Origin of the sequence: Stenotrophomonas sp. I18B00994, from assembly GCF_014145825.1 — a bacterium.
Classification (GTDB): Bacteria; Pseudomonadota; Gammaproteobacteria; order Xanthomonadales; family Xanthomonadaceae; genus Stenotrophomonas; species Stenotrophomonas maltophilia.
Genome location: NZ_JACIUW010000011.1, coordinates 13830 through 38436 on the forward strand (window position 1 = coordinate 13830; position 24607 = coordinate 38436).

Here is a 24607-nt window from a genome sequence, read left to right on the forward strand (position 1 = left end):
ACCGATCAGGCCAGCAACGGCAAGGGCTTGCGGCTGGCGGCGGCAGGTAGAATGGGGGTCGATCCCGGCCCGGATGCGGGCCCGCAGCAGGAGATTCGCATGCAATACCGTCGCCTGGGCTCCACCGGCCTGCCGATTTCCGCCCTTTCCTTCGGCGCCTGGGTGACCTTCGGTGACCAGATCCCGCGTGATGAGGCCCGCAACCTGGTGGCCGCCGCCTGGGATCATGGTGTCAACTTCTTCGACAACGCCGAGGGCTATGCCAACGGCCGTGCCGAACAGGTCATGGGTGACGTGATCGCCGACCTGCGCCTGCCGCGCGACGGTTTCTGCGTGTCCAGCAAGGTGTTTTTCGGCAGCGCCAAGGACCCGCGGCCGACCCAGCGCGGGCTGTCGCGCAAGCACGTGACCGACGCTTGCCACGCTGCACTCAAGCGCCTGCGGGTGGACTACCTGGACCTTTACTACTGCCACCGCCCGGATCCGGACGCGCCGATTGCCGAGACCGTGCATGCGATGGACACCCTGGTGCGGCAGGGCAAGATCCTCTACTGGGGTACCTCGGAGTGGTCGGCGGTGCAGATCCAGCAGGCGCTGGACATCGCCGAGGCGCGCAACCTGCAGGGCCCGTCGATGGAGCAGCCGCAGTACAACCTGCTGCACCGCGAGCGGGTCGAGGTCGAGTACGCGCCGCTGTATGCCGGTGCCGGCCTGGGTACCACCATCTTCTCGCCGCTGGCGTCGGGCCTGCTCACCGGCAAGTACGACCAGGGCATTCCGGCCGATGCACGGCTGGGGCGGGAAGGCATGGAGTGGTTGCAGGACCTGGTGCTGGGGTCCGACGCCGGGGCCCGCCTGGGCCAGGTGCGGCGCTTCAGCGAGGTGGCACGCGCGCTGGGCCACGCCCCGGCCACGCTGGCCATCGCCTGGTGCCTGCGCAACCCGAACGTTTCCAGCGTGATCCTCGGCGCCAGCCGGGTCAGCCAGCTGCTGCAGAACCTGCAGGCACTGGACGTGCTGGAGCAGGTCGACGCGGCCGGCTGGGCGCAGGTCGAAGCCGTCTTCGCCTGAACCCCGGGGCCGACCGGGCCTCAGGGGCCTCGCTCGGGCCGGTTCGGCCGAGGGAACGGGACGGGAACGCGAACGGGAACGGTAGAGTCGCCTGTCAGTCGACTGCTTCGAATAACCGACTGCTTCGAGCAACAGCAGTCGACCAACAGTCGACTCTACACACCTACGTCGCCATTTAATTGATGCGATCTATCGAATTACGGAACTCGATCATTAATCCCATCAATGAAATTGAGAATGGTTGTTGATTGTCAACTGAGAATCATTATCATTTAACTCGTCCCTCGCACGAGTCCAGATGCTCATGAATGCTCAACCTGTACTGCTGCGCCCCGAAACACTGACCCTCCGCGATCGACCGGTCCGCGTCGTTCCGCCGGAAGAGGTCATCGACAGCGAAGCCCTGCTCAAGGGCCGTCGTGAAATCCTGATCCAGCACGGCGACCGCTTCTATCGCCTGCGGCACACCAGCAACGACAAGCTGATCCTGACCAAGTAATCGCGGTCTGGTCGCCCGCCTCCCTCCCTCCTGCCGGCAGCGCCGACAGGGTGGGCGACCCGTCCGTTCCCGCTCTCTCCCCCTCGGTCTACCGCGTGCACCTTCCGGGTGTGCCGGTAACCGGGGGTTCCCCTGCCTGACCGAACGAACCCGATGACCCGCCATACCGCCCTTTGCCTTGCTGTCTGGATGGCGCTGCCGCTGTCCGCCCACGCTGCTGCCCCCGATGCGCGCGAATTCGATCGGGTGCAGGTCACCGCCACCCGCACCGAGCGGGCGGTGAGCGACGTGGCGGCCACGGTGGATGTCATCGACCGTGAGCAGATGGACCGGAACCTGGTGCAGGACATCAAGGATCTGGTGCGCTACGAGCCGGGCCTGTCGGTCACCCGCAGCGCGACCCGCTTCGGCCTGGATGGTTTCCGCATCCGTGGCCTGGACGGCAACCGCGTGCGCATCCAGACCGACGGCATCGTCATGCCGACCCGGTTCGACATCGGTTCGTTCGCCAGTTCCAACCGCAACTTCACCGACCTCGATACGCTCAAGCGCGTCGAGATCGTGCGTGGACCGGCCAGCTCGCTGTACGGCTCCGACGCACTCGGTGGCGTGGTCGCGTTCGTGACCAAGGACCCGGCCGACTATCTCAAGGACGGCAAGAACAGCTACTTCGGTCTGAAATTCGGCTACGACGGTGAGTGGAAGGGCCTGCTCGGCGGTGCCACCGCCGCCTTCGGTGGCGACCACTGGAGCGGCCTGGTCAACGTCAACCATCACCAGGGCCAGGAAACGGACAACAAGGGGACGGTGCGCAGCGACAACGACACCCGCACCGCGTCCAATCCGCAGGATCGCGACGGCCACAGCCTGCTCAGCAAACTGGTCTATGCACCCAGCGAGGACCAGCGCTTCCGCTTGACCGTGGAAGGCAACGAAGACACCACCGATACCAATGTGCTGTCGGCGATTGCAAGCGTTGCACCGCGCCCCGGCGCGATGGCTGCGGCCACTGGCATGACGTCCCACGACACCCAGAAGCGCAACCGTGTGTCCTTCGCCCACGAGATGGATGCGCTGGACCAGCCGTTCGCCGACAGCCTGCATTGGCAGGTGTACGCGCAGAACAGCGAAACCCGGCAGCAGACCGACGAGACCCGCACCGACGGCACCCGCCGCCACCGCGTGTTCTCCTTCGACCAGCATGCCTATGGCCTGCAGGCGCAGTTCAACAAGGCGTTCACCACCGGCAGCGTCGAGCACGCATTGACCTACGGTTTCGAAGGCACCCGTACCGAGATCCGCCAGAAGCGCGACGGCTATCAGGTCAGCAAGGCTGGCGTGGTCAGCAACACGGTGCTGCCGGACACCTTCCCGGTGCGTGACTTCCCGATCAGCAAGACCACCGAGCTGGGCCTGTATGCACAGGATGAGATGCGCTTTGCCGATGGCAGGCTGTCGCTGGTGCCGGGCGTGCGCGTGGACCGCTACGAGCTGAAGCCGGAAGTGGACAGCATCTTCGCCGAAGACAACCCGACCACGGCCGTGGCGCAGCTGAAGAAGACCAGCGTGTCGCCGAAGCTGGGCATGGTCTGGCGCTTTACCGACGAATGGTCGCTGTTCGCCGGTTATGCGCGTGGCTTCCGTTCGCCGCCGTACAACGACGTCAACATCGGCCTGACCAACGTCGCCTTCCGCTATACCGCCATCGCCAACCCGGATCTGAAGCCGGAAACCAGCGACGGCTACGAACTGGGTCTGCGCTTCATCGCGCCGGCGGCGTACGTCAGCGTCAGCGGCTACTACAACGACTACAAGGATTTCATCCAGTCCAACGTCGATACCGGTCGCAACGCACAGGGTTTGACCGTGTTCCAGTCGCAGAACATCGCCGACGCGCGCATCTATGGCGCGGAAATGAAGGCCGGCATCGAGTTCGGCGAACTCAGCCCGGCGCTGAAGGGCTGGGCGCTGCGCAGTGCGTTGGCATGGTCGCATGGTGACAACCGGACCGATGACGAACCGCTGGCCTCGGTCGATCCGCTGCGTGGCACGCTGGGACTGATGTACGACACCGATACCTGGGGCGTCGAACTGGCCGGTACCTTCGTGCAGCGCAAGAAGCGCCTGCCGCCGCCTGCGGCGCAGACCAATCCGAACGCACCGGCGCCGTTCGTCTACCAGCCGGCCGGCTACGGCGTGCTGGACCTGATGGCGCACTGGAACTTCGCGCCGGGTGCCACCTTCAATGTCGGCGTGTTCAACCTGGCCGACAAGCGCTACATCGAATGGTCGTCGATCACCCCGAGCCTGATCACCGATCGCGCACTGAGTGATCGTTTCAGCAGCCCGGGCCGCACCTTCTCCGCCAGCCTTGCCGTTTCCTGGTGACCTCATGAGCCGAGCACTGTCCGCACGCAGGAATGACTCCATCGCCGCGCCGAACAGCGCGGCCTGGCCGACCCCGGCACAGCTGGCCACGCTCGGCACCGTGTTGTGCCTGTACCACGCCGACGGCAACGAGCTGGGCGGCTGGCGCCAGGCCGTACGCGTACACGCCTGCCAGGGCGTGGACAGCGAGGGCCTGCGCGAAAGCCTGTGCTTCCTTGATGGCCGCGGCCGCTGCGTGTGGCGCCTGTACCTGCTGCCCGACAGCGATTTCCTGGCCTGGGACCGTCTGGTCGCGGCGCTGCCGCCGGGACCGGAACACGACAGCGAGGCGAGCGTTGGCGAACGCCTGTGGCGGCGCCTGGCCGGCCATCTCGGTGGCCAGCGCTGGCGGCTGTGTGCGCTGCGCCTGCATGCCGCCGACGACGGCCGCACGCTGGCGGCCAGCCTGTCGACGCTGTCGTCGCTGGGCGCGACCGCCGCGCGACGTATTGCACGCCTGGAAGGTGCTGAAGGCGAGCTGGCGATCGACGACTGCTGCTGTGCCGACGCCGCCCGGCGTCCGGCTCCCCGGATTCCCGGCGACCTGCCGCTGATCCGCCTGTGACCCTCTCCTGATGGAACGCCCGTTGGCCACGGATGGCCCCTCAATGAATCTGCAACCCCGAAGGAAGACCCCGATGAAGCTCCAGACAGCCAGCGCCATGCTGCTGCTCGCCGCCAGCGGCGTGGCCAGCTCGCAGCCCTCCGATATCGCCCGCGACCACGACAGCATCCTCGCCATGCAGGGTGAGTACACCGTGGACTTCGCCTTCGACGAGACCGTGCTGCTGAAGCCGGGCTACGAGCGTGCACCGGCGATGCGCAGCGGCGGCAGCGAAGTGGTCATCGTGGTCGAGGACACGCCGAAGCGCATCGTGCTGCAGCACCTGCTGCTGGATGAAAAGAGCGGCCACATCACCAAGCACTGGCGCCAGGACTGGGTGTACGAAGCACCGAACCGTTTCGAGTTCAGCGCCGACCAGACCTGGAAGGTGCGCAGTATTCCGTCGGCGGTGAACCAGGGCGCCTGGACCCAGTGCGTGTACGAAGTGAGCGACGCACCGCGCTACTGCGGCACCGGCACCTGGACCTACACCAACAACGTGCCGAGCTGGACCAGCGATCTGAGCTGGCGCCCGCTGCCGCGCCGTGAGTACACCAAACGCAGCGACTACAACGCGCTGGCCGTGGTCAACCGCCACACGCTCACGCCCAATGGCTGGACCCACGAACAGTTCAACACCAAGGTGCAGCGCAACGCCGATGGCAGCCAGGTGGAGATCGCACGCGAGTTCGGCTTCAACGACTACGTGAAGACCACCGAGGTCGACTTCACCCCGGCGCGCAACTACTGGAAGGCCACCGCCGGTTACTGGGCCAAGGTGCGCCAGCGCTGGGACGGTTTCCTGACCCAGGCCCCGGGCGTGCACCTGAAGACCAGGATCGACGGCATGGCGATGATCATTCCGCTGTTCACCCAGGCCGAAGCGATCCAGGCCGGCAAGAAGGTGAAGGACACGCAGATCGACGACGTGTTCGCCAAGTACGTGGAAAAGGCCCAGTAGATCCACGCCATGCGTGGATGTGCTTGTTCCTTGAACACTGGCAACGCCGTCATGTGCTCTTGGTAGGTGCCGAGCTTGCTCGGCACGCGCCCCGGTCCGGCGCCGCCTCAGGCCTCGCGCAGCGCCAATGCCGGTGGCGTATGCAGGATCGCCCGCGTACCCCACCAGCCTGCCAGCAGGCTCAGCCCGATGCCGACCACGCCGCCGATCAGCAGGCCCGGCCACGGCGGCAGCAATGGCAGCTCGAACACCTTCTGCGAGACTGCCACGCCGATGGCGGCTGCCGCGCCCACCGCGAGCAACGCGGCCAGCGTGCCCAGTGCGCCGAACTCCACCAGCACCGCACCGCGCAGCTGGCGCCGGGTCGCGCCCAGCGTGCGCAGCACAGCGCTGTCGTAGCGACGCTCGCCCGCCGTGGCCTGCAGCGCGGCCAGCAGCACCAGCACGCCGGCCAGCAGGCTGAACACCATCACCAGCTGCACCGCCTGTGCCACCCGTTCCATCACATCGCGCACCTGCGAGATCACCGCGTCCACGTCCAGCAGCGACAGGTTGGGCTGCGCGCGCACCAGCTCGCCCAGTCCGGCTGCCTTGCCGGCCGGCAGGTGGAATGCCGACAGCAGGTTGTGCGGTGTATCGCCCACCGCGTTCGGGTTCAGCAGCACGAAGAAGTTCGGCCGGAAGGTGTTCCAGTCGGCCTTGCGCACACTGGTCACGGTGAACTCGCGCTCCTGCTCGCCTACTGCAATGGTGATGCGGTCGCCCGGATACACGCCGTAGCGCTTGGCCCAGCCGATTTCAACCGACGCCTCCAGCGCCGTGCTGTCGGGCGTCCAGAAGGTGCCGTTCATCAGCGTATTGGCCGGCGGGAAGCTGCTGCGCCAGCTGAAGTTCAACGGCCGGTTCTCGTCGTCATCATCGCGCTGACCTTCGCCCTGTGCCGCTTGTCCGTCCTGACCGGGCTCGCGATCCACGCGCAACGGCGGCTTGCCGTTGATCGCGATCAGGCGGCCGGTGGCCATCGGTTCGATGCTGGCGTCGTTGGCGCCCAGTCCACGCAGCGCGGCCAGCACGCTGTCGCGCTGTTCGGGCTGGATGTTGATCAGGAAGTAGTTCGGCGTATCCGCGGGCAGGCGTTCGCGCCATTGCTGCAGCAGGCCGGGGCCGGTCACCGCCAGCAGCAACAGCGCGCACAGCGACAGCGACAGCCCGACCAGCTGCATCACCGCCAGCATCCGGCGCCGGGTCAGCGCCGCCAGGCCCAGCCGCCAGTGGCCGTGCAGGCGGTGCTGCAGGCCGCGCAGCAGCTGCAGCAGCACGAAGCCGACCACGCCGGCCGCCACCGCCAACGCGGCCAGGCCGCCCAGCACCCATAGCGCCAGCTTGAGATCACCGGTCACCTGCACCGCCAGCAGCAGGCTCGCCGCCAGCGCTGCTACGTAGGCCAGCAGCGAGGCCGGGGGCAGGGCGGCGAAGGAGCGGTTGAGCACGCGCATCGGCGGCACCCCGCGTAGGCGCAGCAGCGGCGGCAGGCCGAAGCCGAACAGCAGCAACAGGCCGATGCCGGCGCCGGTCAGCGCCGGCATTGCCTCGGGCAGCGGCAAGCGCTGCGGCACCAGGCTGCCCAGCACCTGCACCAGGCCTTCCTGCGCGGCCATGCCCAGGCCGATGCCGAGCGCACAGGCCGGCACCGCCAGCATCAGCAGCTGCAGCGCCAGGCCAAGCAGGATGTCGCGCTGGCGCGCGCCCAGGCAGCGCAGGATCGCCACCTGGTCGATGCGGCGCAGGGCAAAACGGTTGGCCGCCAGCGCGGTCGCCACGCCGGCCAGCAATACCGCCAGCAGCGCGCTCAGGCCGAGGAAGCGCCCGGCCAGATCAAAGGCCTGGCGCACGCCGCGCTGGGTGTCGTCCACGCTAAGCAGGCGAAGGCCTTTCACCTGTGGCAGCAGCCACTCGCGCAGGGACGCGACCTGTCCTGCCGGTCCTGCAAACATCAGCCGGTAGTTGATGCGGCTGCCCGGACCGAGCAGGCCCGTGCCTTCCACATCGGCGCGGTTGACCAGCAGGGTGGGGGAGAGCGTCAGCAGGTCGCCACCGGTATCCGGTTCGGCCTCGATGATGCCGGCGATGCGCAGCGTGCCAGCGCCGAACTCGAGATCGTCGCCGGCCTTCAGTCCCAGTCCCTGCAACAGGCGCGGGTCGGCATAGGCCTGGCCCTTGGGCGGCGTGCCGGCGTTGGCGATCAGCGCGCCACCGGGCGTGCTGCGCACCCGCAGCGTGCCACGCAGCGGATAGCCCGCCTGCACCGCCTTGATGCTGGCCATCTGGCTGGCATCACCGTTGAACAGCACGCTGCCGAAGCTGGCGATGCGGGTGAAGGCCAGTCCACGCCGCTGCGCCTCGTCGACGAATGCCTGCGGCGGGTCATCGCGCCCGGCGATGCCGAGGTCGCCGCCGAGCATCTCCGCCGCGCTGCCGGTCAGTGCCAGGTTGACCCGGTTCACCAGCGTGCCGACCGCGGTCATCACCGCCACGCCCAGCACCAGTGCGGCGAACACGGTCAGCAGGTCACCGGCCAGCGCCTCGCGGCGCAGCGCGCGCCACGCATGCCGCAGCAGGTTCATGCCTGCGCCCCACGCTCGACCGGCAGCAGGCGGCCGTCGTCGATGCGGTGGATGTACTGGCAACGCTGGGCCAGGCGCAGGTCGTGGGTGACCAGCACCAGGGTGGTGCCGCTGCCGGCGTTGAGTTCGAACAGCAGGTCGCTGATGTGCTGGCCGGTGGCGTGGTCCAGCGAGCCGGTCGGTTCGTCGGCGAACAGGATGCGCGGGCGGGTGACGAACGCACGTGCCAATGCCACGCGTTGCTGCTCGCCGCCCGACAACTGGCGCGGATAGTGGCGGGCGCGATGGGCCAGCCCGACCTGGGCCAGCACTTCATCGACCCGCGCCCGGTCTTCGCGCCCGGCCAGTTCCAGCGGCAGCGCGACATTCTCGGCGGCGGTCAGCGCCGGCAGCAGGTGGAAACTCTGGAACACGAAGCCGACCTCACGCGAGCGCAGCTGGGCGCGGGCCTCCTCGTCCAGCGCCGACAGGTCCTGGCCAGCCAGCGCGACGCGGCCGCGACTGGGCAGGTCCAGCCCGGCCAGCAGGCCAAGCAGGGTGGTCTTGCCGGAACCGGAGGCGCCGACGATGGCCACGCTGGTGCCTTCATGGACCTTCAGGGTGATGTTGTCCAGTATGTGGACTTCGCCCTCCGGGCCCTGCACGGACTTGCCGACCTGGTCGACGGCGATGGCGACGGGCGCGCTGCGGGGGGACAGGCTGTCGATGAGGAGACTCCAATGCGCAAGACGGGATGGAGCCGGCGAGCCGGCGCGATGATGGTGCTGCTGCTAGGGTTCCTGCTGCTGCCGGGGCTGGCCTGTGCCAAAGGTCCGGCCGGTACCGTGCTGGTGCTCGGCGACAGCCTCAGTGCTGCCCACAATATCCCTGCCGACGCCGGCTGGGTCAGCCTGCTGCAGCAGCGGGTCAGGCAGCAGTCGAAAACCCCGGCGCGCATCGTCAACGCCAGCATGAGCGGCGAGACCACCGCCGGCGCACTCACCCGCCTGCCGGCCCTGCTGGCGAAGGAAAAGCCGACCGTGGTAGTGATCGCCCTTGGCGGCAATGACGCACTGCGCGGGCTGACCCCGGCGCAGGTGCAGGGCAACCTGGGAAAGATGGTGCAGGCCAGCCAGAAGGCGGGCGCGAAGGTGCTGCTGCTGGGCATTGACGTGCCGCCCAACTACGGGCCGGCCTATCGCCAGCGCCTGGCGGCGGCCTACAAGGCGCTGGCCACGCAGTACAAGGTGCCGCTGCTGCCCTTCCTGCTGGAGGGCGTCGCCCTGCAGCCGGGCATGATGCAGGCCGACGGCCTGCACCCGACCGCACAGGCGCAGCCAAAGGTGCTGGACAACGTCTGGCCGCTGCTGAGGCCGCTGCTCTGAACCGTTTGTGTACCTCTTGACGGAACTTCACATCGCGTCCACCGTCGATCCGGCATGTTTCACAAAGCTGAAGTTAGAGGGAATCACATGCGTCAGACGAAGGAGACCTCCGGCTTGGTGCTGGTGGTCGAAGACAACCGCAACATCTCCGAGATGATCGGGGAATACCTGGAAGGTCGCGGCTTCGAAGTCGACTATGCACAGGACGGCCTGGATGGCTACCGCCTTGCGGCGGAGAACAGCTATGACGTCGTGGTGCTCGACTTGATGTTGCCGCGCCTGGATGGCATCGAAGTGTGCCGTCGCCTGCGCAACGATGCGCGCAAGTCCACCCCGGTGCTGATGCTCACGGCACGCGACACGCTGGACGACAAGCTCACCGGCCTGGGTTTCGGTGCCGATGACTACCTGACCAAGCCGTTCGCGATCCAGGAGCTGGAAGCCCGCCTGCGCGCGCTGATCCGTCGCGAACGTCGCCAGGTCGGTTCGGAAGTGCTGAAGGTGGCCGACTTGGTGCTCGATCCGGTCAGCATGCGTGCGACCCGTGCCGGCACCGAGCTGCAGCTTTCGCCGATCGGCCTGCGCCTGCTGACCATCCTGATGCGCGAATCGCCGCGCGTGGTCACCCGCCAGGAGATCGAGCGCGAGATCTGGGGCAATGGCCTGCCGGATTCGGACACCCTGCGCAGCCACCTGTACAACCTGCGCAAGATCATCGACAAGCCGTTCGACCGTCCGCTGCTGCACACCGTGCAGAGTGCCGGCTACCGCATTGCCGACATCGCCCAGCCGATGGCCTGAGCAGGATACCCGCCGGTGCAGCAGCAGGCCCGGCCGGGTTGTGGCCACGTACGAGGGCAGGGCATGACCGGCCGGCGTTGCCGCCGGTCATCGCCCATGCACCCGCACGGCGTGGCGCGCTGCCTATAATCGCAGCGCTCTGACCGGGACTCCGCAATGCCGCACGGCCTGCCGCGCAAGATCCGTATCGCCTTCATCCTGCAGGCAGTGCTGGCCAGCCTGGGTATCCTGCTGGGTGCGTGGCTGGTCTCGCTGGTGATCAAGCACAGCCTGGTGGGCGCTGCCCTGCGCGAGGAGGCGGCGTACTACTGGACGCTGCACGAAGCGTCCCCGGTGCAGCCACCGCCCAATACCCAGAACATCCGCGGCTACCTGCTGGAAAGCGGGCAGTCGGCACTGTCGTTGCCGGCCAACCTGCGCAATCTGGAGCCCGGCTTCCACGAACTGCCCAAGGACGACCAGCTGGTGCTGGTTGATGTGCGCCCGGCTGGCCGCCTGTACCTGGTGTTCCTGCGCTCGCGCGCAGAGATGCTGGCGTTCTGGTTCGGCATCGTGCCGGTGCTGCTGACCCTGCTGGCGGTGTATGGCGCCAGCTGGGTGACCTACCGCGCGTCCAAGCGCCTGGTGTCGCCGGTGAACTGGCTGGCTCGACGCGTCTCGCGCTGGGACCCGGGGCATCCGGAAGCGGCCGACCTGGAGCCCAACAAGCTGCCGGCGGACATGCAGGGCGAGACCCGGCAGCTGGCGGCCGCGTTGCACTCGCTGGCCAACCGGGTCAGCGCGCACGTGGCACGCGAGCGCAACTTCACCCGCGATGCCAGCCATGAACTGCGCACGCCGCTGACCGTCATCCGCGTTGCCAGCGACATGGCACTGGGTGATGAAAGCCTGCAGCCGCGCCTGCGCCGCAGCCTGCAGCGCATCCAGCGGGCTGGCCGCGACATGGAAGCAGTGATCGATGCGTTCCTGATCCTGGCCCGCGAGGCAGACGTCGAACCGCAGATCGAGCTGTTCGACGTCAACGATATCGTCCGCTATGAAGTGGACAACGCCAACGAACTGCTGGGGGCTCGCCCGGTGTCGGTGCACCTGCACAGCGATGGCCCGGTGCAGCTGCATGCGCCGCCGCGGGTGCTGCAGGTGGTGGTCAGCAACCTGGTGCGCAATGCATGCAGCTACACCGACGAGGGGCGCATCGACGTGCATGTGCACAACGATCGGGTGGTGGTGCACGATACCGGCATCGGCATGTCCCCCGAAGCGCTGTCCCGGGCGTTCGAGCCGTTCTATCGCGCCGAACCCAGCCGGCCGCAGGGTACCGGCCTGGGCCTGTCGATCGTACGCAGGCTGTGTGATCGCTTCGGCTGGAAGGTCAGCCTGGCCAGCGAGCCAGGTCAGGGCACCGAAGCGACGGTGGTGTTCCGCTGACCGGGCGCCTGCTGCCTTGGTAGTTGCCGACCTTGGTCGGCGCTTTCAGCAGGATTCACGCCGGTGTCCCATGCCAACCAAGGTTGGCATCTACCGGAGCGCGTGCGTGGCGCCCTCCGGCGCACGTCCGCCTCAGTTGCAGTTGACCTTCGGCGCCAGCGCCTTGGTCCAGATGTCATAGCCGGCCGGGGTCATGTGCAGCATGTCCTCGCGGAACAGCGTTGCATCCGGCTGGCCATCCGCGCCCAGCATCGGCGTGTAGATATCGGTGAAGCCGGTGTTGGGCAGCTTGGCCAGCGCGGCCTTGATCAGCGTGTTGGCCTCGTTGATCGCCGGCAGCAGGTGCGCACGCGACGGGCTCGGCTTGATCGACAGGTACTCGACCTTGGTCTTCGGCAGGTCGCGATGCACGCGCTGCACGAAGGCGACCACGTCGTCGCGCACCTGGGTCGGGGTGCGGCCGCTGTTGAGGTCGTTGTCACCGGCGTAGAAGAACACCTTGCACGGCGCATACGGCACCACGATCTGGCCGGCATACCAGGTGCTGTCACGCACTTCCGAGCCGCCGAAACCGCGGTTGAATACAGGCTGGCCGGGGAAGTCGGTGGCCAGGTTCTCCCAGAAGCGGATGGAGGAGCTGCCGATGAATTCGATGCCACCGCGGGGCGGCGGGTTGGCCTGGTCGGCGCTGGCGAACCGGGCCATGTCGCCGGCCCAGGCCACGTTGGAGACCTGTTCGGGTACCCGGGGCGACGTGGTCGGGCCCAGGGCCTGGGCCAGCGGTGCGGCGGTCAGCAGGCCCAGCATCAGCAGGCAGGTACGGCGACGGGACATCAGGCGCTCCAGCAGGGAAGGGAACGTCATCATAGAAGCTGGGGCGGGCCGGGGCTTGCCCCTGGCAGTCCATTCACCGGGCCGGTGCCGGGATGCGGCTGGCGGCCTTGTGGCAAAATGGCGGCCATCTGCCTATTCCTGTGCACCCATGATTCCCTGCCGTGCGTCTGAGCGGTCGCTGCGCCGCGCCCCTGTTGCTGGATGTTCCACCCGTGGCTGATCAGTTCGGCCATCTGCCGCGCGGCCCGCGCCGCATCTTCCAGGCCGCCCGCTGGTCCTGGCAGGGCCTGCGCGCCGCCTGGCTGCACGAATCGTCGTTCCGGCTGGAGGTCTACCTGCTGATCCTGCTGGCGCCGGTCGCGGTCTGGCTGGGGCAGACGCCGGTCGAGCGTGCGCTGATGATCGGTTCGATGCTGCTGGTGCTGGCGATGGAACTGGCCAACTCGGCGATCGAGGCGGTGATCGAACGTTACGGCAGCGAAATCCACGAGTTGGCTGGCCGCGCCAAGGACATGGGCTCGGCGGCGGTGTTCGTGCTGATGATGAACGTGCTGTTGTGCTGGGCCCTGGTCGTGGTTCCGCACGCGCTGGCCGGCAGCTACGGCTGAAACCCCATTCCCCCACTGCCTTGAAGAGATTCCATGTCCTTTGAGTTCCTCGCCGACCCCAATGCCTGGGTAACCCTGTTCACGCTCAGCGCGCTGGAAATCGTGCTCGGCATCGACAACCTGGTATTCATTTCCATCGCGGTCAGCAAGCTGCCGGAAGAACATCGCCCGTTCGCACGCAAGCTCGGTATCGCCGTGGCCTGCATCACCCGTATCGGTCTGCTGGTGTCGCTGGCGTATCTGGCGCACATGGCGGCCAACCTGTTCACGGTGGCCGGCATGGGCATCTCCATCCGTGACCTGGTGCTGATCGTCGGTGGCCTGTTCCTGATCATCAAGGGCTGCATGGAGATCAAGGAACTGATCAGCGGCGGCGAGGATGAAGATCCGAGCACCACCAAGGCCTCGGCCGTGTTCGGCTACGTGATCGCGCAGATCGCGGTGATCGACATCGTGTTCTCGCTGGACTCGGTGATCACCGCGGTTGGCATCGCCGACCACATCCCGGTCATGGTCGCCGCCATCCTGCTGTCGGTGTTGGTGATGCTGCTGGCCGCCAACCCGCTGGGCCGCTTCATCGACGCCAACCCGACCGTGAAGATGCTGGCGCTGGCCTTCATCCTGATGATCGGTGCGGTGCTGATCCTGGACGGCCTGGACGTGCACGTGCCCAAGCCCTACATCTACGCCGCGATGGGCTTCTCGGTGCTGGTGGAATGGCTGAACCTGCTGATGCGCCGTCGCGCGCGCGAGCACAACGTGCCGGGCGCCGGCAACTGGTAAGCGCCTCTGGCATGTAAGTCCCTCAGAACCCCCGGCCCGGCCGGGGGTTCTGCGTTTGTGGGGGGGGGCACGGCTCTGCTACGGCGCTGCGGTTTTTGCACTTGCAGCGGGTTTCCGTGCCTCACTTGTGAACCAGAATCAACAGTGTTTTCCCGGGGCGAGGCTTAATCCGCCACAGCAAAGCGCGCAGGCTACGCACTCCCGAATCCCTCCCCCAGGACCCCCCCATGAATTCCAGAGCCGCCTTGCTGGCGCTTGCCGTCGGCGCCTTCGCCATCGGAACCACCGAGTTTGCGCCGATGGGCCTGTTGCCGGTCATCGCCGACGGCGTGGGTGTGGGCATTCCCACTGCCGGCATGCTGATCACCGCTTACGCCGTGGGCGTGATGCTGGGCGCACCGGTGATGACCCTGCTGATGGGCCGCTTCGGCAAGCGCACCGCGCTGATGCTGCTGATGTCGATCTTCGTGGTCGGCAACCTGCTCTCGGCACTGGCCCCGAACTACGGCCTGCTGTTGCTGTCGCGCCTGGTCACCAGCCTCAACCACGGTGCCTTCTTCGGCATCGGTGCGGTGGTTGCCGCCAGCCTGGTGCCGAAGGACAAGCAGGCCGCCGCCGTGGCCACCATGTTCATGGGCCTGACCATCGCCAATATCGGCGGCGTGCCGCTGGCGACCTGGGTGGGCCAGCAACTGGGCTGGCGCCTGTCCTTCGCCGGTACTGCAGTGTTGGGCCTGATTGCGATCACCGCGCTCGGCTTCGCGCTGCCGGCATCTGCACCGGGGCCGCGCCCGGACGTGCGCCGCGAACTGAAGGCGATCCTGCAGCCGCAGGTACTGCTGGCGATGGGCACCACGGTGCTCGGCGCGGGTGCGATGTTCACTCTGTACACCTACGTGGCGCCGGTGCTGACCGAACTGACCGGCGCCTCCAACACCTTCATCGCGATGTCGCTGGCCCTGATCGGTATCGGCTTTACGTTTGGCAATGGCATCGGTGGGCGCATGGCCGACTGGTCGCTTGATGGCGCGACCCGCATCCTGCTGGCGGTCCTGGCCGTGCTGATGTTCGTGCTGCCGCTGGCCTTCATGCACCACGCCACTGCGGCGCTGGGCGTGCTGCTGTTCGGCGCGGCGACCTTCGCCATCGTGCCGCCGCTGCAGATCCGGGTGATGCAGGCGGCGAGCGAGGCGCCGGGCCTGGCGTCGTCGATCAACGTGGGTGCGTTCAACCTCGGCAACGCGGTGGGTGCCGCGCTGGGGGGCGCGGTGATCAGCTCGGGTTTGGGTTACGCGGCGATTCCGGTGGCCGGTGGCCTGCTGGCGGCATCGGGCCTGCTGCTGGCGTGGCTGGGGCGTCCCCGCACTGCGGTGGCTGAAGCCTGCTGAGGGGAGAGGGTTTCCGGCAGGGCTTGCAGCCCTGCACCCGCTGCAATCAACGTCAACGTCAAAAGCTGGTTATCCGTGGGGGGGGGGGGGGGGGGGGGGGGGGGGGGGGGGGGGGTGTCAGCCGCATGGATGCGGCTGCCAAGCCTCCAGGGACGGATTCACGGCGTCCCCCGAACAGCCCACCCGCCCGGCCCAATCACATGATCCCGCTTCCACGAACCACCACCGCAGAGGGGGCTCAGCCCGGTGGCCGGGAAACCTCAATACCCCGCCGCCTGCCCGTCCTTGCGGCTCTCCGAAGCGCCGTAGTAAACCCCGCTCTCGGGATCGCGCATGATCGCCTGGTACCCGCCATAAGGCCCATCGGCGAACACGATGCGATGCCCCTTGCGCATCAGCGCGCGCACGGTCTCGTACGGGAAGCCGGTTTCCAGATTCACTTCACCACCATCGGTCATCGCCGTGGCCTGACCCGTCGGTTCAGTCGAGCCTTCGTGCTGGATGCGCGGTGCATCACCGGCTTCCTGCAGGTTCATGCCGAAGTCCACCAGGTTCATCACGATCTGCGCGTGGCCCTGCGGCTGCATCGCGCCGCCCATCACGCCGAAGCTGGCATACGGCTTGCCGCCCTTGGTGATGAAGGCCGGAATGATGGTCTGGAAGGGGCGCTTGCCCGGCGCGTAGCCGTTGGGATGGTTCTTCTGCAGCACGAACATCTCGCCGCGGTCCTGCAGGATGAAACCCAGACCGGGCGGTGCCATGCCGCTGCCCATGCCACGGTAGTTGGACTGGATCAGCGAAACCATCATGCCGTCGGCGTCGGCCACGGTCATGTAGATCGTGTCGCCCTCCTCCAGCTGCTTCGGCGTGCCCGGCTGCACTTCCTTCAACGCCTTGTCCATCGAGATCAGCGCACGACGCTGCGCGGCGTACTCCTTGGAGATGAGCTTCTGCACCGGTGCCGGCTGGAACGCCATGTCGGCGTAGAAACGCGCACGGTCGGCAAAGGCCAGCTTCTTCGCTTCGACAAACAGGTGCACGTGTTCCGGTGAACCGAACGGGATCTTCGAGAAGTCGTAGCCTTCCAGCACGTTGAGGATCTGCAGTGCGGCGATGCCCTGGCTGTTCGGCGGCAGTTCCCAGACGTCGTAGCCACGGTAGTTGCTGCTGACCGGTTCGACCCACTCGCCATGATGGTCAGCCATGTCCTGGTAGCTCAGGTAGCCACCGTTGGCCTTGAAGTAGTCGCCGATGGTGTGGGCGATCTCGCCCTTGTAGAAGGCGTCGCGGCCACCGTCGGCGATCTTCTGCAGGGTGCTGGCCAGGTTCGGGTTCTTCCACATCTCGCCCTTGCGCGGGGCGTGGCCGTTGATCGTGAACTGCTCCTTGAAGCCCGGGTACTGCGACAACTTGGGCACCGAGCGGTCCCAGTAGTAGGCGATCACCTCGGCCACCGGGTGACCCTCGCGGGCGTAGCGGATGGCCGGCGCCAGGTTGTCGGCCATCGGCTTGCGACCGAAGCGGTCGTGCAGCGCGAACCAGCCATCGACGGCACCCGGCACCGACACCGGCAGTGGACCGGTGGCCGGGATGTCCTTCAGGCCACGGCGCTGGAACTCGGCCAGGGTGAGCGACTTCGGCGAGCGGCCCGAGCCGTTGTAGCCGTAGAGCTTCTGCGTCTTCGGATCCCACACGATGGCGAAAAGGTCGCCGCCGATGCCGTTGCCGGTCGGCTCCATCAGACCGAGCGCGGCGTTGGCGGCAATCGCCGCGTCCACTGCCGAACCGCCGCCCTTCATCACGTCCAGCGCGATCTGGGTGGCCAGTGGTTGCGAGGTCGCGGCCATCGCATGCGGGGCGATCACCTCCGAACGGGTGGCGAAGGTGTGGCCGGTGATGCGGTCGGCGGCGAAGGACAGCGCCGGTACGGCAGCCAATACGGCGGCGGCGAGCAGGGAACGGGCAAGGCGTCGGGACACGGTCGGGTTCCGATGGACGGGTGGTTCCCCGATCTTCGCCGGTGCGGCCTTCAAGCGGTATCGGACAGACGTCATGGACGTTGATCCTTGGGCGGAAAAATCCACCGGATTCCGCGCAAAAACCGCCCCGAAAGGAGTGAATTCGGGTTCACCGAAACACTTTCAGCAGCAACCATCCTTGTGCCGCAAGCAATTGCGCTGGATGCAGCGGAAACCGATAGAAAATCCGTCGCGAGGGTTGACACCGCCGAAATGGCTGTGTTTCTCTCGATCACATGTTGCATCACAACACGCCACCGCGAACCCACATCGAAGCCGCCGACACCGGCGCCGCCTCGCTGCGTTCGATTCTTGTGCTCGTACTTATTACCCAACCAACAGGTGCGGGACGAGCCAGCGTGTAAGCAACACACACACCGGAACTCTTCAAAAACCCGCACCCGCCCCGGTGCGGGTTTTTTCATTTCAGAACCTGGTTTCAGACGCAACCACCATGACCAACGCTCATCGCACAACCCGGACCTGCACCACCACGCCTTGTGGTGGCTGTGCCTGTGCGATGCGCGGCGCCTCCTCCACCGCTTTCCCCTGACCGGCCGGCACGTCACCTCGACGACCGGCCGTTCTTTTTTCTTCCCACCGCAAGGAACCTCCCCCATGAGCACCAACGACCTGCCCCAGACCAAGATCGCCGTCATCGGCTACGGCAGCCAGGGCCGCGCCCACGCACTGAACCTGCGCGAATCCGGCTTCGACGTGGTGGTAGGCCTGCGTCCGGGTGGGCCGACCGAAGCCAAGGCCCAGGCCGATGGCTTCACCGTGATCGCGCCCGCCGAGGCCGTGAAGGACGCCGACCTGGTTGCCGTGCTGACCCCGGACATGGTGCAGAAGAAGCTCTACAACGACGTGCTGGCGCCGAACATGAAACAGGGGGCGTGCCTGCTGTTCGCGCATGGCCTGAACGTGCATTACGGGATGATCGAGCCGCGTGCCGACCTGGACGTGGTGCTGGTCGCGCCGAAGGGCCCCGGCGCGCTGGTGCGCCGTGAGTACGAGATCGGCCGTGGCGTGCCGTGCATCTGGGCGGTCTACCAGGACATCAGCGGCAAGGCCGCGCAGCATGCGCAGGCCTATGCCGCCGGCCTCGGCGGTGCGCGCGCCAACCTGATCCAGACCACCTTCAAGGAAGAAACCGAAACCGATCTGTTCGGTGAGCAGGCGGTGCTGTGCGGCGGTGCCTCGGCGCTGGTGCAGGCCGGATTCGAGACCCTGGTCGAAGCCGGCTACCAGCCGGAGATCGCCTATTACGAAGTGCTGCACGAACTGAAGCTGATCGTGGACCTGTTCTATGAAGGCGGTATCTCGCGCATGTTGGAGTTCATCTCCGAGACCGCGCAGTACGGCGACTACGTCAGCGGCCCGCGCGTGATCGATGCCGGCACCAAGGAACGCATGAAGGAGGTGCTGAAGGACATCCAGGACGGCACCTTCACCAAGAACTGGGTGGCCGAGTACGAAGCGGGCCTGCCGAACTACAACAGGTTCAAGCAGGCCGACCTGGAGCACCCGATCGAGAAGGTGGGCAAGGAACTGCGCGCCAAGATGGTCTGGTTGCAAGGACAGGCTGCGTAACCACGCGGCCCTCCCCCACCCGCTTTGCAAGGTTCCCCCATGAACTCTTCGACACATCGCAGCGCGCCGCCCAACGGCGCGCGCTGGCTGACCCAGGCGCTGGAGGCCGAAGGCGTCCGCACGCTGTTCGGCTATCCCGGTGGCACCATCATGCCGTTCTACGACGCGCTGGTGGATTCGTCGCTGAAGCACATCCTGGTACGCCATGAGCAGGGCGCGGCGCTGGCCGCCAACGGCTTCGCCCGCGCCAGCAACCAGGTGGGCGTCTGCGTGGCCACCTCCGGCCCGGGCGCCTCGAACCTGGTCACCGGCATTGCCGATGCGATGCTGGATTCGGTACCGATGGTCTGCATCACCGGCCAGGTCGGCACGCCGCTGCTGGGCACCGACGCCTTCCAGGAACTGGATGTGTTCGGCCTGACGATGCCGATCGTCAAGCACAGCTGGCTGGTGCGCAGCGTCGATGACCTGCCGCGCGTGGTGGCCGATGCGTTCCGCATTGCCCGTGAGGGTCGCCCCGGCCCGGTGCTGATCGACCTGCCCAAGGATGTGCAACTGGCCGATGCCAGCCATCTGCCGGCGCATGTGCCCAGCAGCGTCGAACCGCCGCCGGCGCCGGCCGAGGCCGCCATCGCCGAGGCCATCGCCGCGCTGGCGGCGGCCGAAAAGCCGGTGGTCTACGCAGGTGGCGGCATCGCCCTGGGTGATGCCGTGCAGGACCTGCGCGACTTCGTCGAGGCCAGTGCCATCCCCACCGTGATGACCCTGCGCGGCCTCGGTGCACTGCCGGCCCACCATCCGCAGTCGCTGGGCATGCTGGGCATGCATGGCACCCGCGCGGCCAACATGGCGGTGCAGGAAAGCGACCTGCTGCTGGTGCTGGGCGCGCGCTTCGACGACCGCGCGACCGGCAAGCTGGCCGAGTTCGCGCCATTCGCCCGCGTCGTCCACATCGATGCGGACGCCTACGAGATCTCCAAGCTGCGCACTGCCGACATCGCCGTGCCTGGCAACGTCGGTCACGCCATCCGCGCCCTGCGTGCGGCCTTCCCCTCCCCCAGGGCCCACCAGGACGCGTGGCGCAAGCGCTGTGCGCAGCACCGCGATCGCTTCGCCGCCCGCTACGACGCACCGGGCCAGCACATCTACGCCCCGGCGCTGCTGAAGCGACTGAGCGAGCTGGCCCCGGCCGATGCGGTGATCGCCTGCGATGTCGGCCAGCACCAGATGTGGGTGGCCCAGCACTGCCGCTTCAACCACCCCCGCAACCACCTGACCAGTGGCGCACTGGGCACGATGGGCTTCGGCCTGCCAGCGGCGATGGGTGCGCAGTTCGCCTGCCCGGAGCGCACAGTGGTACTGGTGTCCGGCGACGGCAGCTTCATGATGAACGTGCAGGAGCTGGCGACCATCGCCCGCTGCCGCCTGCCGGTGAAGATCGTGCTGCTGGACAACAGTTCGCTGGGCATGGTGCGGCAGTGGCAGGAACTGTTCTTCGCCGAGCGTTACAGCGAGATCGACCTGTCCGACAACCCGGACTTCGTAGCCCTGGCGCAGGTGTTCGGCATTGCCGCCACCCGCATCGACAACCGCGACGACGTGGAAGGCGGCCTGGCCGCGCTGCTGGCCGAGCCCGGCCCGGCGCTGCTGCACGTGGCCATCGATGCACGCGCCAACGTGTGGCCGCTGGTGCCGCCGAACACCGCCAACAGCACGATGCTGGAAAGCAATCCCGCCCACGCCCGCCAGGAGACCCCCAATGCAATACCGGCTTGACCTGGTGCTGCACCCGGCCGAAGGCGCGCTGCTGCGCGTGATCGGCATGGCCGAACGCCGCGGCTTTGCGCCGCGTGCGATCAGCGGTGCGCCGGTGGCCACCGACGATGGCCGCTGGCACCTGCAGCTGGTCGTCGATGGCCAGCGCCCGGCGGAAACGCTGTGCCGGCAGATCGAGAAGATCTACGACTGCGTGTCCGTGCAGGTCACCGCCGTGGAAGGAGTATCGCCATGAACACCCGTACCGTAGCGACCACGGTGCCGGTACGGAGGCGTCTTCTTCGCCGTCCGTGCCCGCATGCGGCGGTCTTCCGCACCGCGCTGGTGGCCCATGCCGGCCGCTGACACCAGCCAGGAAAGCGATGTCGGCGACGTAAGCGTCGCCGACGTCCTGGCAGCGCAGGCCCGCCTGCGCCGCTTCCTGCCGCCCACCCCGCTGCACCACGCCGAACGCTTCGGTACCTGGCTGAAACTGGAGAACCTGCAGCGTACCGGTTCCTACAAGGTGCGCGGCGCATTGAATGCACTGCTGGCCGGCCGCGAACGCGGCGACACCCGGCCGGTGATCTGCGCCTCGGCCGGCAACCACGCCCAGGGCGTGGCCTGGGCCGCCTATCGCCTGGATGTGCCGGCCATCACTGTGATGCCGCATGGTGCACCCGCCACCAAGATCGCCGGCGTCGCCCACTGGGGCGCGACCGTGCGCCAGCACGGCAACAGCTATGACGAAGCCTACGCCTTCGCGGTCGAACTGGCACAACGCCACGGCTACCGCTTCCTGTCCGCGTTCGACGATGCCGACGTGATCGCCGGCCAGGGCACGGTCGGCATCGAGCTGGCCGCGCATGCCCCGGACGTGGTGATCGTGCCGATCGGTGGCGGTGGCCTGGCTTCCGGCGTGGCCCTGGCGCTGAAATCACAGGGCGTGCGCGTGGTCGGCGCGCAGGTGGAAGGCGTTGATTCGATGGCACGCGCGATCCGCGGCGACGTGCGCGAGATCGCACCCGTCGCCTCGCTGGCCGACGGCGTGCGGGTGAAGATCCCCGGCTTCCTGACCCGTCGCCTGTGCACCTCGCTGCTGGACGATGTGGTGATCGTGCGCGAAGCCGAACTGCGCGAAACCCTGGTCCGGCTGGCACTGGAAGAACACATCATTGCCGAGGGTGCCGGCGCGCTGGCGCTGGCCGCTGGCCGCCGCGTCGCGGGCCGCCGCAAGTGCGCGGTGGTGTCCGGCGGGAACATCGATGCCGGCGTGCTGGCCGGCCTGCTTACCGACATCCGACCGCGCCCGCCGCGCAAGCCACGGCGACGGCGCAGCGAAACACCCCGCTCGCCCGCCAAGGCCAGCGCGCCGCCCTCCCCCATGCCTTCCCCTTCCCACCTGCAAGCCGCAACGCCCGCTGTCGAGGAGATTTCCCTGTGACCACCATCGAACGAATTACCACCCCGCGCATCCGCATCTTCGACACCACCCTGCGTGACGGCGAGCAGTCCCCCGGCTGCAGCATGAGCCCGCCGCAGAAGCTGGTGATGGCGCGTGCGCTGGACGAACTGGGCGTGGACATCATCGAGACCGGCTTCCCGGCCAGCTCGCAGTCCGACCGCGAAGCGATGGCACTGATCGGCCGCGAACTGCGCCGCCCGAGCCTGACCCTGGCGGTGCTGTCGCGCTGCCTGCAGGCCGACATCGAGACCTCGGCACGCGCACTGGAAGCCGCGGCCAACCCGCGCCTGCATGTGTTCCTGTCGACCAGCCCGCTGCACCGCGAGCACAAGCTGCGCATGACCCGCGAACAGGTACTGGAGTCGGTACGCAAGCACGTATCGCTGGCCCGTTCCTATATCAACGATGTCGAATTCTCGGCCGAGGATGCCACCCGTACCGAGCTGGACTACCTGATCGAAGTCGCGCGCGTGGCGATCGCCGCCGGCGCCACCACCATCAACCTGCCCGACACCGTCGGCTTCACCACGCCGGAAGAAATCCGCGCGATGTTCCAGCAGGTCATCGCCGGCGTCGCAGATGTACCGAACGCGACCAACGTGATCTTCAGCGCGCACTGCCACAATGATCTGGGCCTGGCCGTGGCCAACTCGCTGGCCGCCATCGAAGGCGGCGCGCGCCAGGTCGAGTGCACCATCAACGGCATCGGCGAACGCGCCGGCAACTGTTCGCTGGAAGAGATCGCGATGGTGCTGAAGGTGCGCCAGGCCTTCTACGAGCAGGACAGTTCGATCAACACCCCGCGCATCGTCGGCACCTCGCAGCTGCTGCAGCGCCTGGTCGGCATGCCGGTGCAGCGCAACAAGGCCATCGTCGGCGCCAATGCGTTCGCCCACGAATCGGGCATCCACCAGCACGGCATGCTGCGCCACCGCGGCACCTACGAAATCATGCGCCCGGAAGACGTGGGCTGGGAGGATTCGCAGATGGTGCTGGGCCGCCACAGTGGCCGTGCCGCCGTTGAAGCGCGCCTGCGTGCGCTGGGCTTCTGGCTGGACGAAGACGAACTGAAGCTGGTGTTCGAGCAGTTCAAGGGCCTGTGCGAACAGCAGCGCGTGGTCACCGATGCCGATCTGCAGACGCTGATGCAGGGTGGTTCCAACGCACAGGGCTACCGCCTGGCCTCGATGACCATCAGCGATGTCGGCAGCCGCGCCAACGCACTGGTCGAACTGTCCGACCCGGACGGCAACCGCGTGGCCGAGACCGCGCAGGGCGACGGCCCGGTCGATGCGCTGTTCGGCGCACTGTCGGCCGCCACCGGCGTGCAGCTGATGCTGGACAGTTACCACGTGCACAGCGTCGGCATCGGCGCCGATGCGCGCGGCGAAGCCAATCTGAGCGTACGCCACGAGGGTGTGGAGTACGACGGCACCGGCACCAGCAAGGACATCATCGAAGCCTCCGCGCTGGCCTGGCTGGATGTGGCCAACCGCCTGCTGCGCCAGCGCCAGGCTGCCGCCCACAGCAACACCGACGTTGCCACCGCCGCCACCGCCTGAGGACCCCGCCATGAGCGCCTTCGACATCCCCACCCCGGCCAGCGCCGCTGGCCAGCAGTGGAACGCCCAGGACTATGCGATCGATGCCGGCTTCGTGCCGCTGCTCGGCGGCGCGGTATCGCGCCTGCTCGACCCGCGCGCCGGTGAGCGCATCCTCGACCTGGGCTGTGGCGATGGCGTACTCAGTACCGAGCTGGCGCTGAGCGGCGCACGCATCCACGGTGTGGATGCTTCGCCGGAACTGGTGGTCGCCGCCCGCGCACGCGGTGTCGACGCGCAGGTGATGGACGGCCACGCGCTGTCGTTCGACAGCGAGTTCGATGCAGTGTTCAGCAATGCCGCACTGCATTGGATGACGACTCCGGACCGCGTGCTGGAAGGCGTGCGCCGCGCCCTGCGCCCCGGCGGCCGCTTTGTCGCCGAATTCGGTGGCCACGGCAACGTGGCCACGATCATCGCGGCGGTACAGGCCGCGCGCGTGGCCCACGGCCATGGCGCCAGCACCTTCCAGTGGTATTTCCCGACCGCCGATGCCTACGCCGACCGCCTGCGCCAGCATGGCTTCCAGGTGCAACTGATCGAGTGCACGCCGCGCCCGACCGCACTGCCGACCGGCGTGGCCGGCTGGCTGCGGGTCTTCGCCGCACCACTGCTGGACGACCTGCCGGCCGAGGCCCGCGCTACCGTGCGCGAGGCCGCCACCGCGTTGCTGGCCGAGCTGCCGCGCAATGCCGCCGGCCAGCCGCTGGCCGACTACGTGCGCCTGCGCGTGCTCGCCCGCCGTCGCTGACTTGACCGTTCCGTTTTCTTTACTGATGTTCG

21 protein-coding genes are annotated in these 24607 nt (G+C 67.5%); 17 read left to right on the forward strand and 4 right to left on the reverse strand.

What is annotated here, in order from left to right; genetic code table 11:
- Positions 1-99 precede the first annotated feature (99 nt).
- From H4O10_RS13500 to H4O10_RS13520, 5 genes are all read left to right on the forward strand, one after another.
- A complete protein-coding gene (locus H4O10_RS13500; protein ID WP_049454878.1) occupies positions 100-1071 on the forward strand; it encodes an aldo/keto reductase in 972 nt (323 codons plus the stop codon).
- A 304-nt stretch (positions 1072-1375) separates the two neighbouring features.
- Positions 1376-1570 carry a hemin uptake protein HemP gene (locus H4O10_RS13505; protein ID WP_005412278.1) on the forward strand — a complete coding sequence of 65 codons (195 nt, stop codon included), beginning with the start codon at positions 1376-1378 and terminating at the stop codon, positions 1568-1570.
- Positions 1571-1723: 153 nt separating this feature from the next.
- Positions 1724-3958, forward strand: a complete 2235-nt coding sequence (locus H4O10_RS13510) for a TonB-dependent hemoglobin/transferrin/lactoferrin family receptor (protein ID WP_278251384.1) — start codon at positions 1724-1726, stop codon at positions 3956-3958.
- Positions 3959-3962: 4 nt separating this feature from the next.
- Complete coding sequence (locus tag H4O10_RS13515; protein WP_049454852.1) at positions 3963-4562, forward strand: hypothetical protein; 600 nt, start codon at positions 3963-3965, stop codon at positions 4560-4562.
- A 73-nt stretch (positions 4563-4635) separates the two neighbouring features.
- Entirely contained in the window at positions 4636-5562 is a 927-nt protein-coding gene (locus H4O10_RS13520; protein ID WP_049454850.1) for a DUF6607 family protein, read from the forward strand.
- A 107-nt stretch (positions 5563-5669) separates the two neighbouring features.
- On the opposite strand, the gene H4O10_RS13525 is transcribed toward H4O10_RS13520, so the two are convergent.
- The gene (locus tag H4O10_RS13525) at positions 5670-8186 is read right to left on the reverse strand and encodes an FtsX-like permease family protein (protein ID WP_033834740.1); all 2517 of its coding nucleotides are present in this window, start codon (positions 8184-8186) and stop codon (positions 5670-5672) included.
- Complete coding sequence (locus H4O10_RS13530) at positions 8183-8830, reverse strand: ATP-binding cassette domain-containing protein (RefSeq protein WP_049454848.1); 648 nt, start codon at positions 8828-8830, stop codon at positions 8183-8185. Before H4O10_RS13530 ends, H4O10_RS13525 begins: the two co-directional genes overlap by 4 nt.
- Positions 8831-8905: 75 nt before the next feature.
- Between H4O10_RS13530 and H4O10_RS13535 the strand changes: the two genes are divergently transcribed.
- From H4O10_RS13535 to H4O10_RS13545, 3 genes are all read left to right on the forward strand, one after another.
- Complete coding sequence (locus H4O10_RS13535) at positions 8906-9550, forward strand: arylesterase (protein WP_033834742.1); 645 nt, start codon at positions 8906-8908, stop codon at positions 9548-9550.
- Positions 9551-9637: 87 nt separating this feature from the next.
- The gene (locus H4O10_RS13540) at positions 9638-10351 is read left to right on the forward strand and encodes a response regulator transcription factor (RefSeq protein ID WP_002811889.1); all 714 of its coding nucleotides are present in this window, start codon (positions 9638-9640) and stop codon (positions 10349-10351) included.
- Between the two features lie 156 nt (positions 10352-10507).
- Positions 10508-11779 carry a HAMP domain-containing sensor histidine kinase gene (locus tag H4O10_RS13545; protein WP_005408124.1) on the forward strand — a complete coding sequence of 424 codons (1272 nt, stop codon included), beginning with the start codon at positions 10508-10510 and terminating at the stop codon, positions 11777-11779.
- 132 nt (positions 11780-11911) lie between these two features.
- Here H4O10_RS13545 and H4O10_RS13550 read toward each other — a convergent pair whose 3' ends face one another.
- Positions 11912-12613, reverse strand: coding sequence for an SGNH/GDSL hydrolase family protein (locus tag H4O10_RS13550; protein ID WP_033834753.1), 702 nt, complete (start codon positions 12611-12613; stop codon positions 11912-11914).
- A 212-nt stretch (positions 12614-12825) separates the two neighbouring features.
- Between H4O10_RS13550 and H4O10_RS13555 the strand changes: the two genes are divergently transcribed.
- The 3 genes from H4O10_RS13555 to H4O10_RS13565 all read left to right on the forward strand — a co-directional run bounded on the left by H4O10_RS13555 (position 12826) and on the right by H4O10_RS13565 (position 15392).
- On the forward strand, positions 12826-13221 hold the full coding sequence (locus tag H4O10_RS13555) for a diacylglycerol kinase (RefSeq protein WP_005408126.1): 396 nt from the start codon (positions 12826-12828) through the stop codon (positions 13219-13221).
- Positions 13222-13254: 33 nt separating this feature from the next.
- The gene (locus H4O10_RS13560; RefSeq protein WP_088470261.1) at positions 13255-14004 is read left to right on the forward strand and encodes a TerC family protein; all 750 of its coding nucleotides are present in this window, start codon (positions 13255-13257) and stop codon (positions 14002-14004) included.
- Between the two features lie 227 nt (positions 14005-14231).
- Positions 14232-15392: an MFS transporter gene (locus tag H4O10_RS13565; RefSeq protein ID WP_012479186.1), complete on the forward strand. Its 1161-nt coding sequence runs from the start codon at positions 14232-14234 to the stop codon at positions 15390-15392.
- Positions 15393-15652: 260 nt separating this feature from the next.
- Here H4O10_RS13565 and ggt read toward each other — a convergent pair whose 3' ends face one another.
- The gene (gene ggt, locus H4O10_RS13570; RefSeq protein ID WP_049453159.1) at positions 15653-17371 is read right to left on the reverse strand and encodes a gamma-glutamyltransferase; all 1719 of its coding nucleotides are present in this window, start codon (positions 17369-17371) and stop codon (positions 15653-15655) included.
- A gap of 657 nt (positions 17372-18028) precedes the next feature.
- Between ggt and ilvC the strand changes: the two genes are divergently transcribed.
- The 6 genes from ilvC to H4O10_RS13600 all read left to right on the forward strand — a co-directional run bounded on the left by ilvC (position 18029) and on the right by H4O10_RS13600 (position 24575).
- Positions 18029-19003 (forward strand): ketol-acid reductoisomerase, encoded by a 975-nt coding sequence (ilvC, locus tag H4O10_RS13575; RefSeq protein ID WP_005410945.1) that lies wholly within the window; start codon positions 18029-18031, stop codon positions 19001-19003.
- Between the two features lie 39 nt (positions 19004-19042).
- On the forward strand, positions 19043-20779 hold the full coding sequence (gene ilvG, locus H4O10_RS13580) for an acetolactate synthase 2 catalytic subunit (protein ID WP_049403575.1): 1737 nt from the start codon (positions 19043-19045) through the stop codon (positions 20777-20779).
- A complete protein-coding gene (locus H4O10_RS13585) occupies positions 20763-21014 on the forward strand; it encodes an ACT domain-containing protein (protein ID WP_049453141.1) in 252 nt (83 codons plus the stop codon). The genes ilvG and H4O10_RS13585 overlap by 17 nt, the downstream gene beginning before the upstream one ends.
- A gap of 96 nt (positions 21015-21110) precedes the next feature.
- Positions 21111-22202, forward strand: coding sequence for a threonine dehydratase (locus tag H4O10_RS13590; protein ID WP_033835631.1), 1092 nt, complete (start codon positions 21111-21113; stop codon positions 22200-22202).
- Positions 22199-23785 (forward strand): 2-isopropylmalate synthase, encoded by a 1587-nt coding sequence (locus tag H4O10_RS13595; RefSeq protein ID WP_049453143.1) that lies wholly within the window; start codon positions 22199-22201, stop codon positions 23783-23785. The genes H4O10_RS13590 and H4O10_RS13595 overlap by 4 nt, the downstream gene beginning before the upstream one ends.
- A 10-nt stretch (positions 23786-23795) precedes the next feature.
- Positions 23796-24575: a class I SAM-dependent methyltransferase gene (locus tag H4O10_RS13600; protein ID WP_033835633.1), complete on the forward strand. Its 780-nt coding sequence runs from the start codon at positions 23796-23798 to the stop codon at positions 24573-24575.
- Positions 24576-24607: the final 32 nt, after the last annotated feature.

What these genes read in the sequence shown, in the direction of transcription:
- H4O10_RS13500 (WP_049454878.1), top strand. Translation starts at nt 100, where the DNA reads ATGCAATACCGTCGCCTGGGCTCCACCGGCCTGCCGATTTCCGCCCTT.
- H4O10_RS13505 (WP_005412278.1), top strand. Translation starts at nt 1,376, where the DNA reads ATGAATGCTCAACCTGTACTGCTGCGCCCCGAAACACTGACCCTCCGC.
- H4O10_RS13510 (WP_278251384.1), top strand. Translation starts at nt 1,724, where the DNA reads ATGACCCGCCATACCGCCCTTTGCCTTGCTGTCTGGATGGCGCTGCCG.
- H4O10_RS13515 (WP_049454852.1), top strand. Translation starts at nt 3,963, where the DNA reads ATGAGCCGAGCACTGTCCGCACGCAGGAATGACTCCATCGCCGCGCCG.
- H4O10_RS13520 (WP_049454850.1), top strand. Translation starts at nt 4,636, where the DNA reads ATGAAGCTCCAGACAGCCAGCGCCATGCTGCTGCTCGCCGCCAGCGGC.
- H4O10_RS13525 (WP_033834740.1), bottom strand. Translation starts at nt 8,186, where the DNA reads ATGAACCTGCTGCGGCATGCGTGGCGCGCGCTGCGCCGCGAGGCGCTG.
- H4O10_RS13535 (WP_033834742.1), top strand. Translation starts at nt 8,906, where the DNA reads ATGCGCAAGACGGGATGGAGCCGGCGAGCCGGCGCGATGATGGTGCTG.
- H4O10_RS13540 (WP_002811889.1), top strand. Translation starts at nt 9,638, where the DNA reads ATGCGTCAGACGAAGGAGACCTCCGGCTTGGTGCTGGTGGTCGAAGAC.
- H4O10_RS13545 (WP_005408124.1), top strand. Translation starts at nt 10,508, where the DNA reads ATGCCGCACGGCCTGCCGCGCAAGATCCGTATCGCCTTCATCCTGCAG.
- H4O10_RS13550 (WP_033834753.1), bottom strand. Translation starts at nt 12,613, where the DNA reads ATGTCCCGTCGCCGTACCTGCCTGCTGATGCTGGGCCTGCTGACCGCC.
- H4O10_RS13560 (WP_088470261.1), top strand. Translation starts at nt 13,255, where the DNA reads ATGTCCTTTGAGTTCCTCGCCGACCCCAATGCCTGGGTAACCCTGTTC.
- H4O10_RS13565 (WP_012479186.1), top strand. Translation starts at nt 14,232, where the DNA reads ATGAATTCCAGAGCCGCCTTGCTGGCGCTTGCCGTCGGCGCCTTCGCC.
- ilvC (WP_005410945.1), top strand. Translation starts at nt 18,029, where the DNA reads ATGAGCACCAACGACCTGCCCCAGACCAAGATCGCCGTCATCGGCTAC.
- ilvG (WP_049403575.1), top strand. Translation starts at nt 19,043, where the DNA reads ATGAACTCTTCGACACATCGCAGCGCGCCGCCCAACGGCGCGCGCTGG.
- H4O10_RS13585 (WP_049453141.1), top strand. Translation starts at nt 20,763, where the DNA reads ATGCAATACCGGCTTGACCTGGTGCTGCACCCGGCCGAAGGCGCGCTG.
- H4O10_RS13590 (WP_033835631.1), top strand. Translation starts at nt 21,111, where the DNA reads ATGCCGGCCGCTGACACCAGCCAGGAAAGCGATGTCGGCGACGTAAGC.
- H4O10_RS13600 (WP_033835633.1), top strand. Translation starts at nt 23,796, where the DNA reads ATGAGCGCCTTCGACATCCCCACCCCGGCCAGCGCCGCTGGCCAGCAG.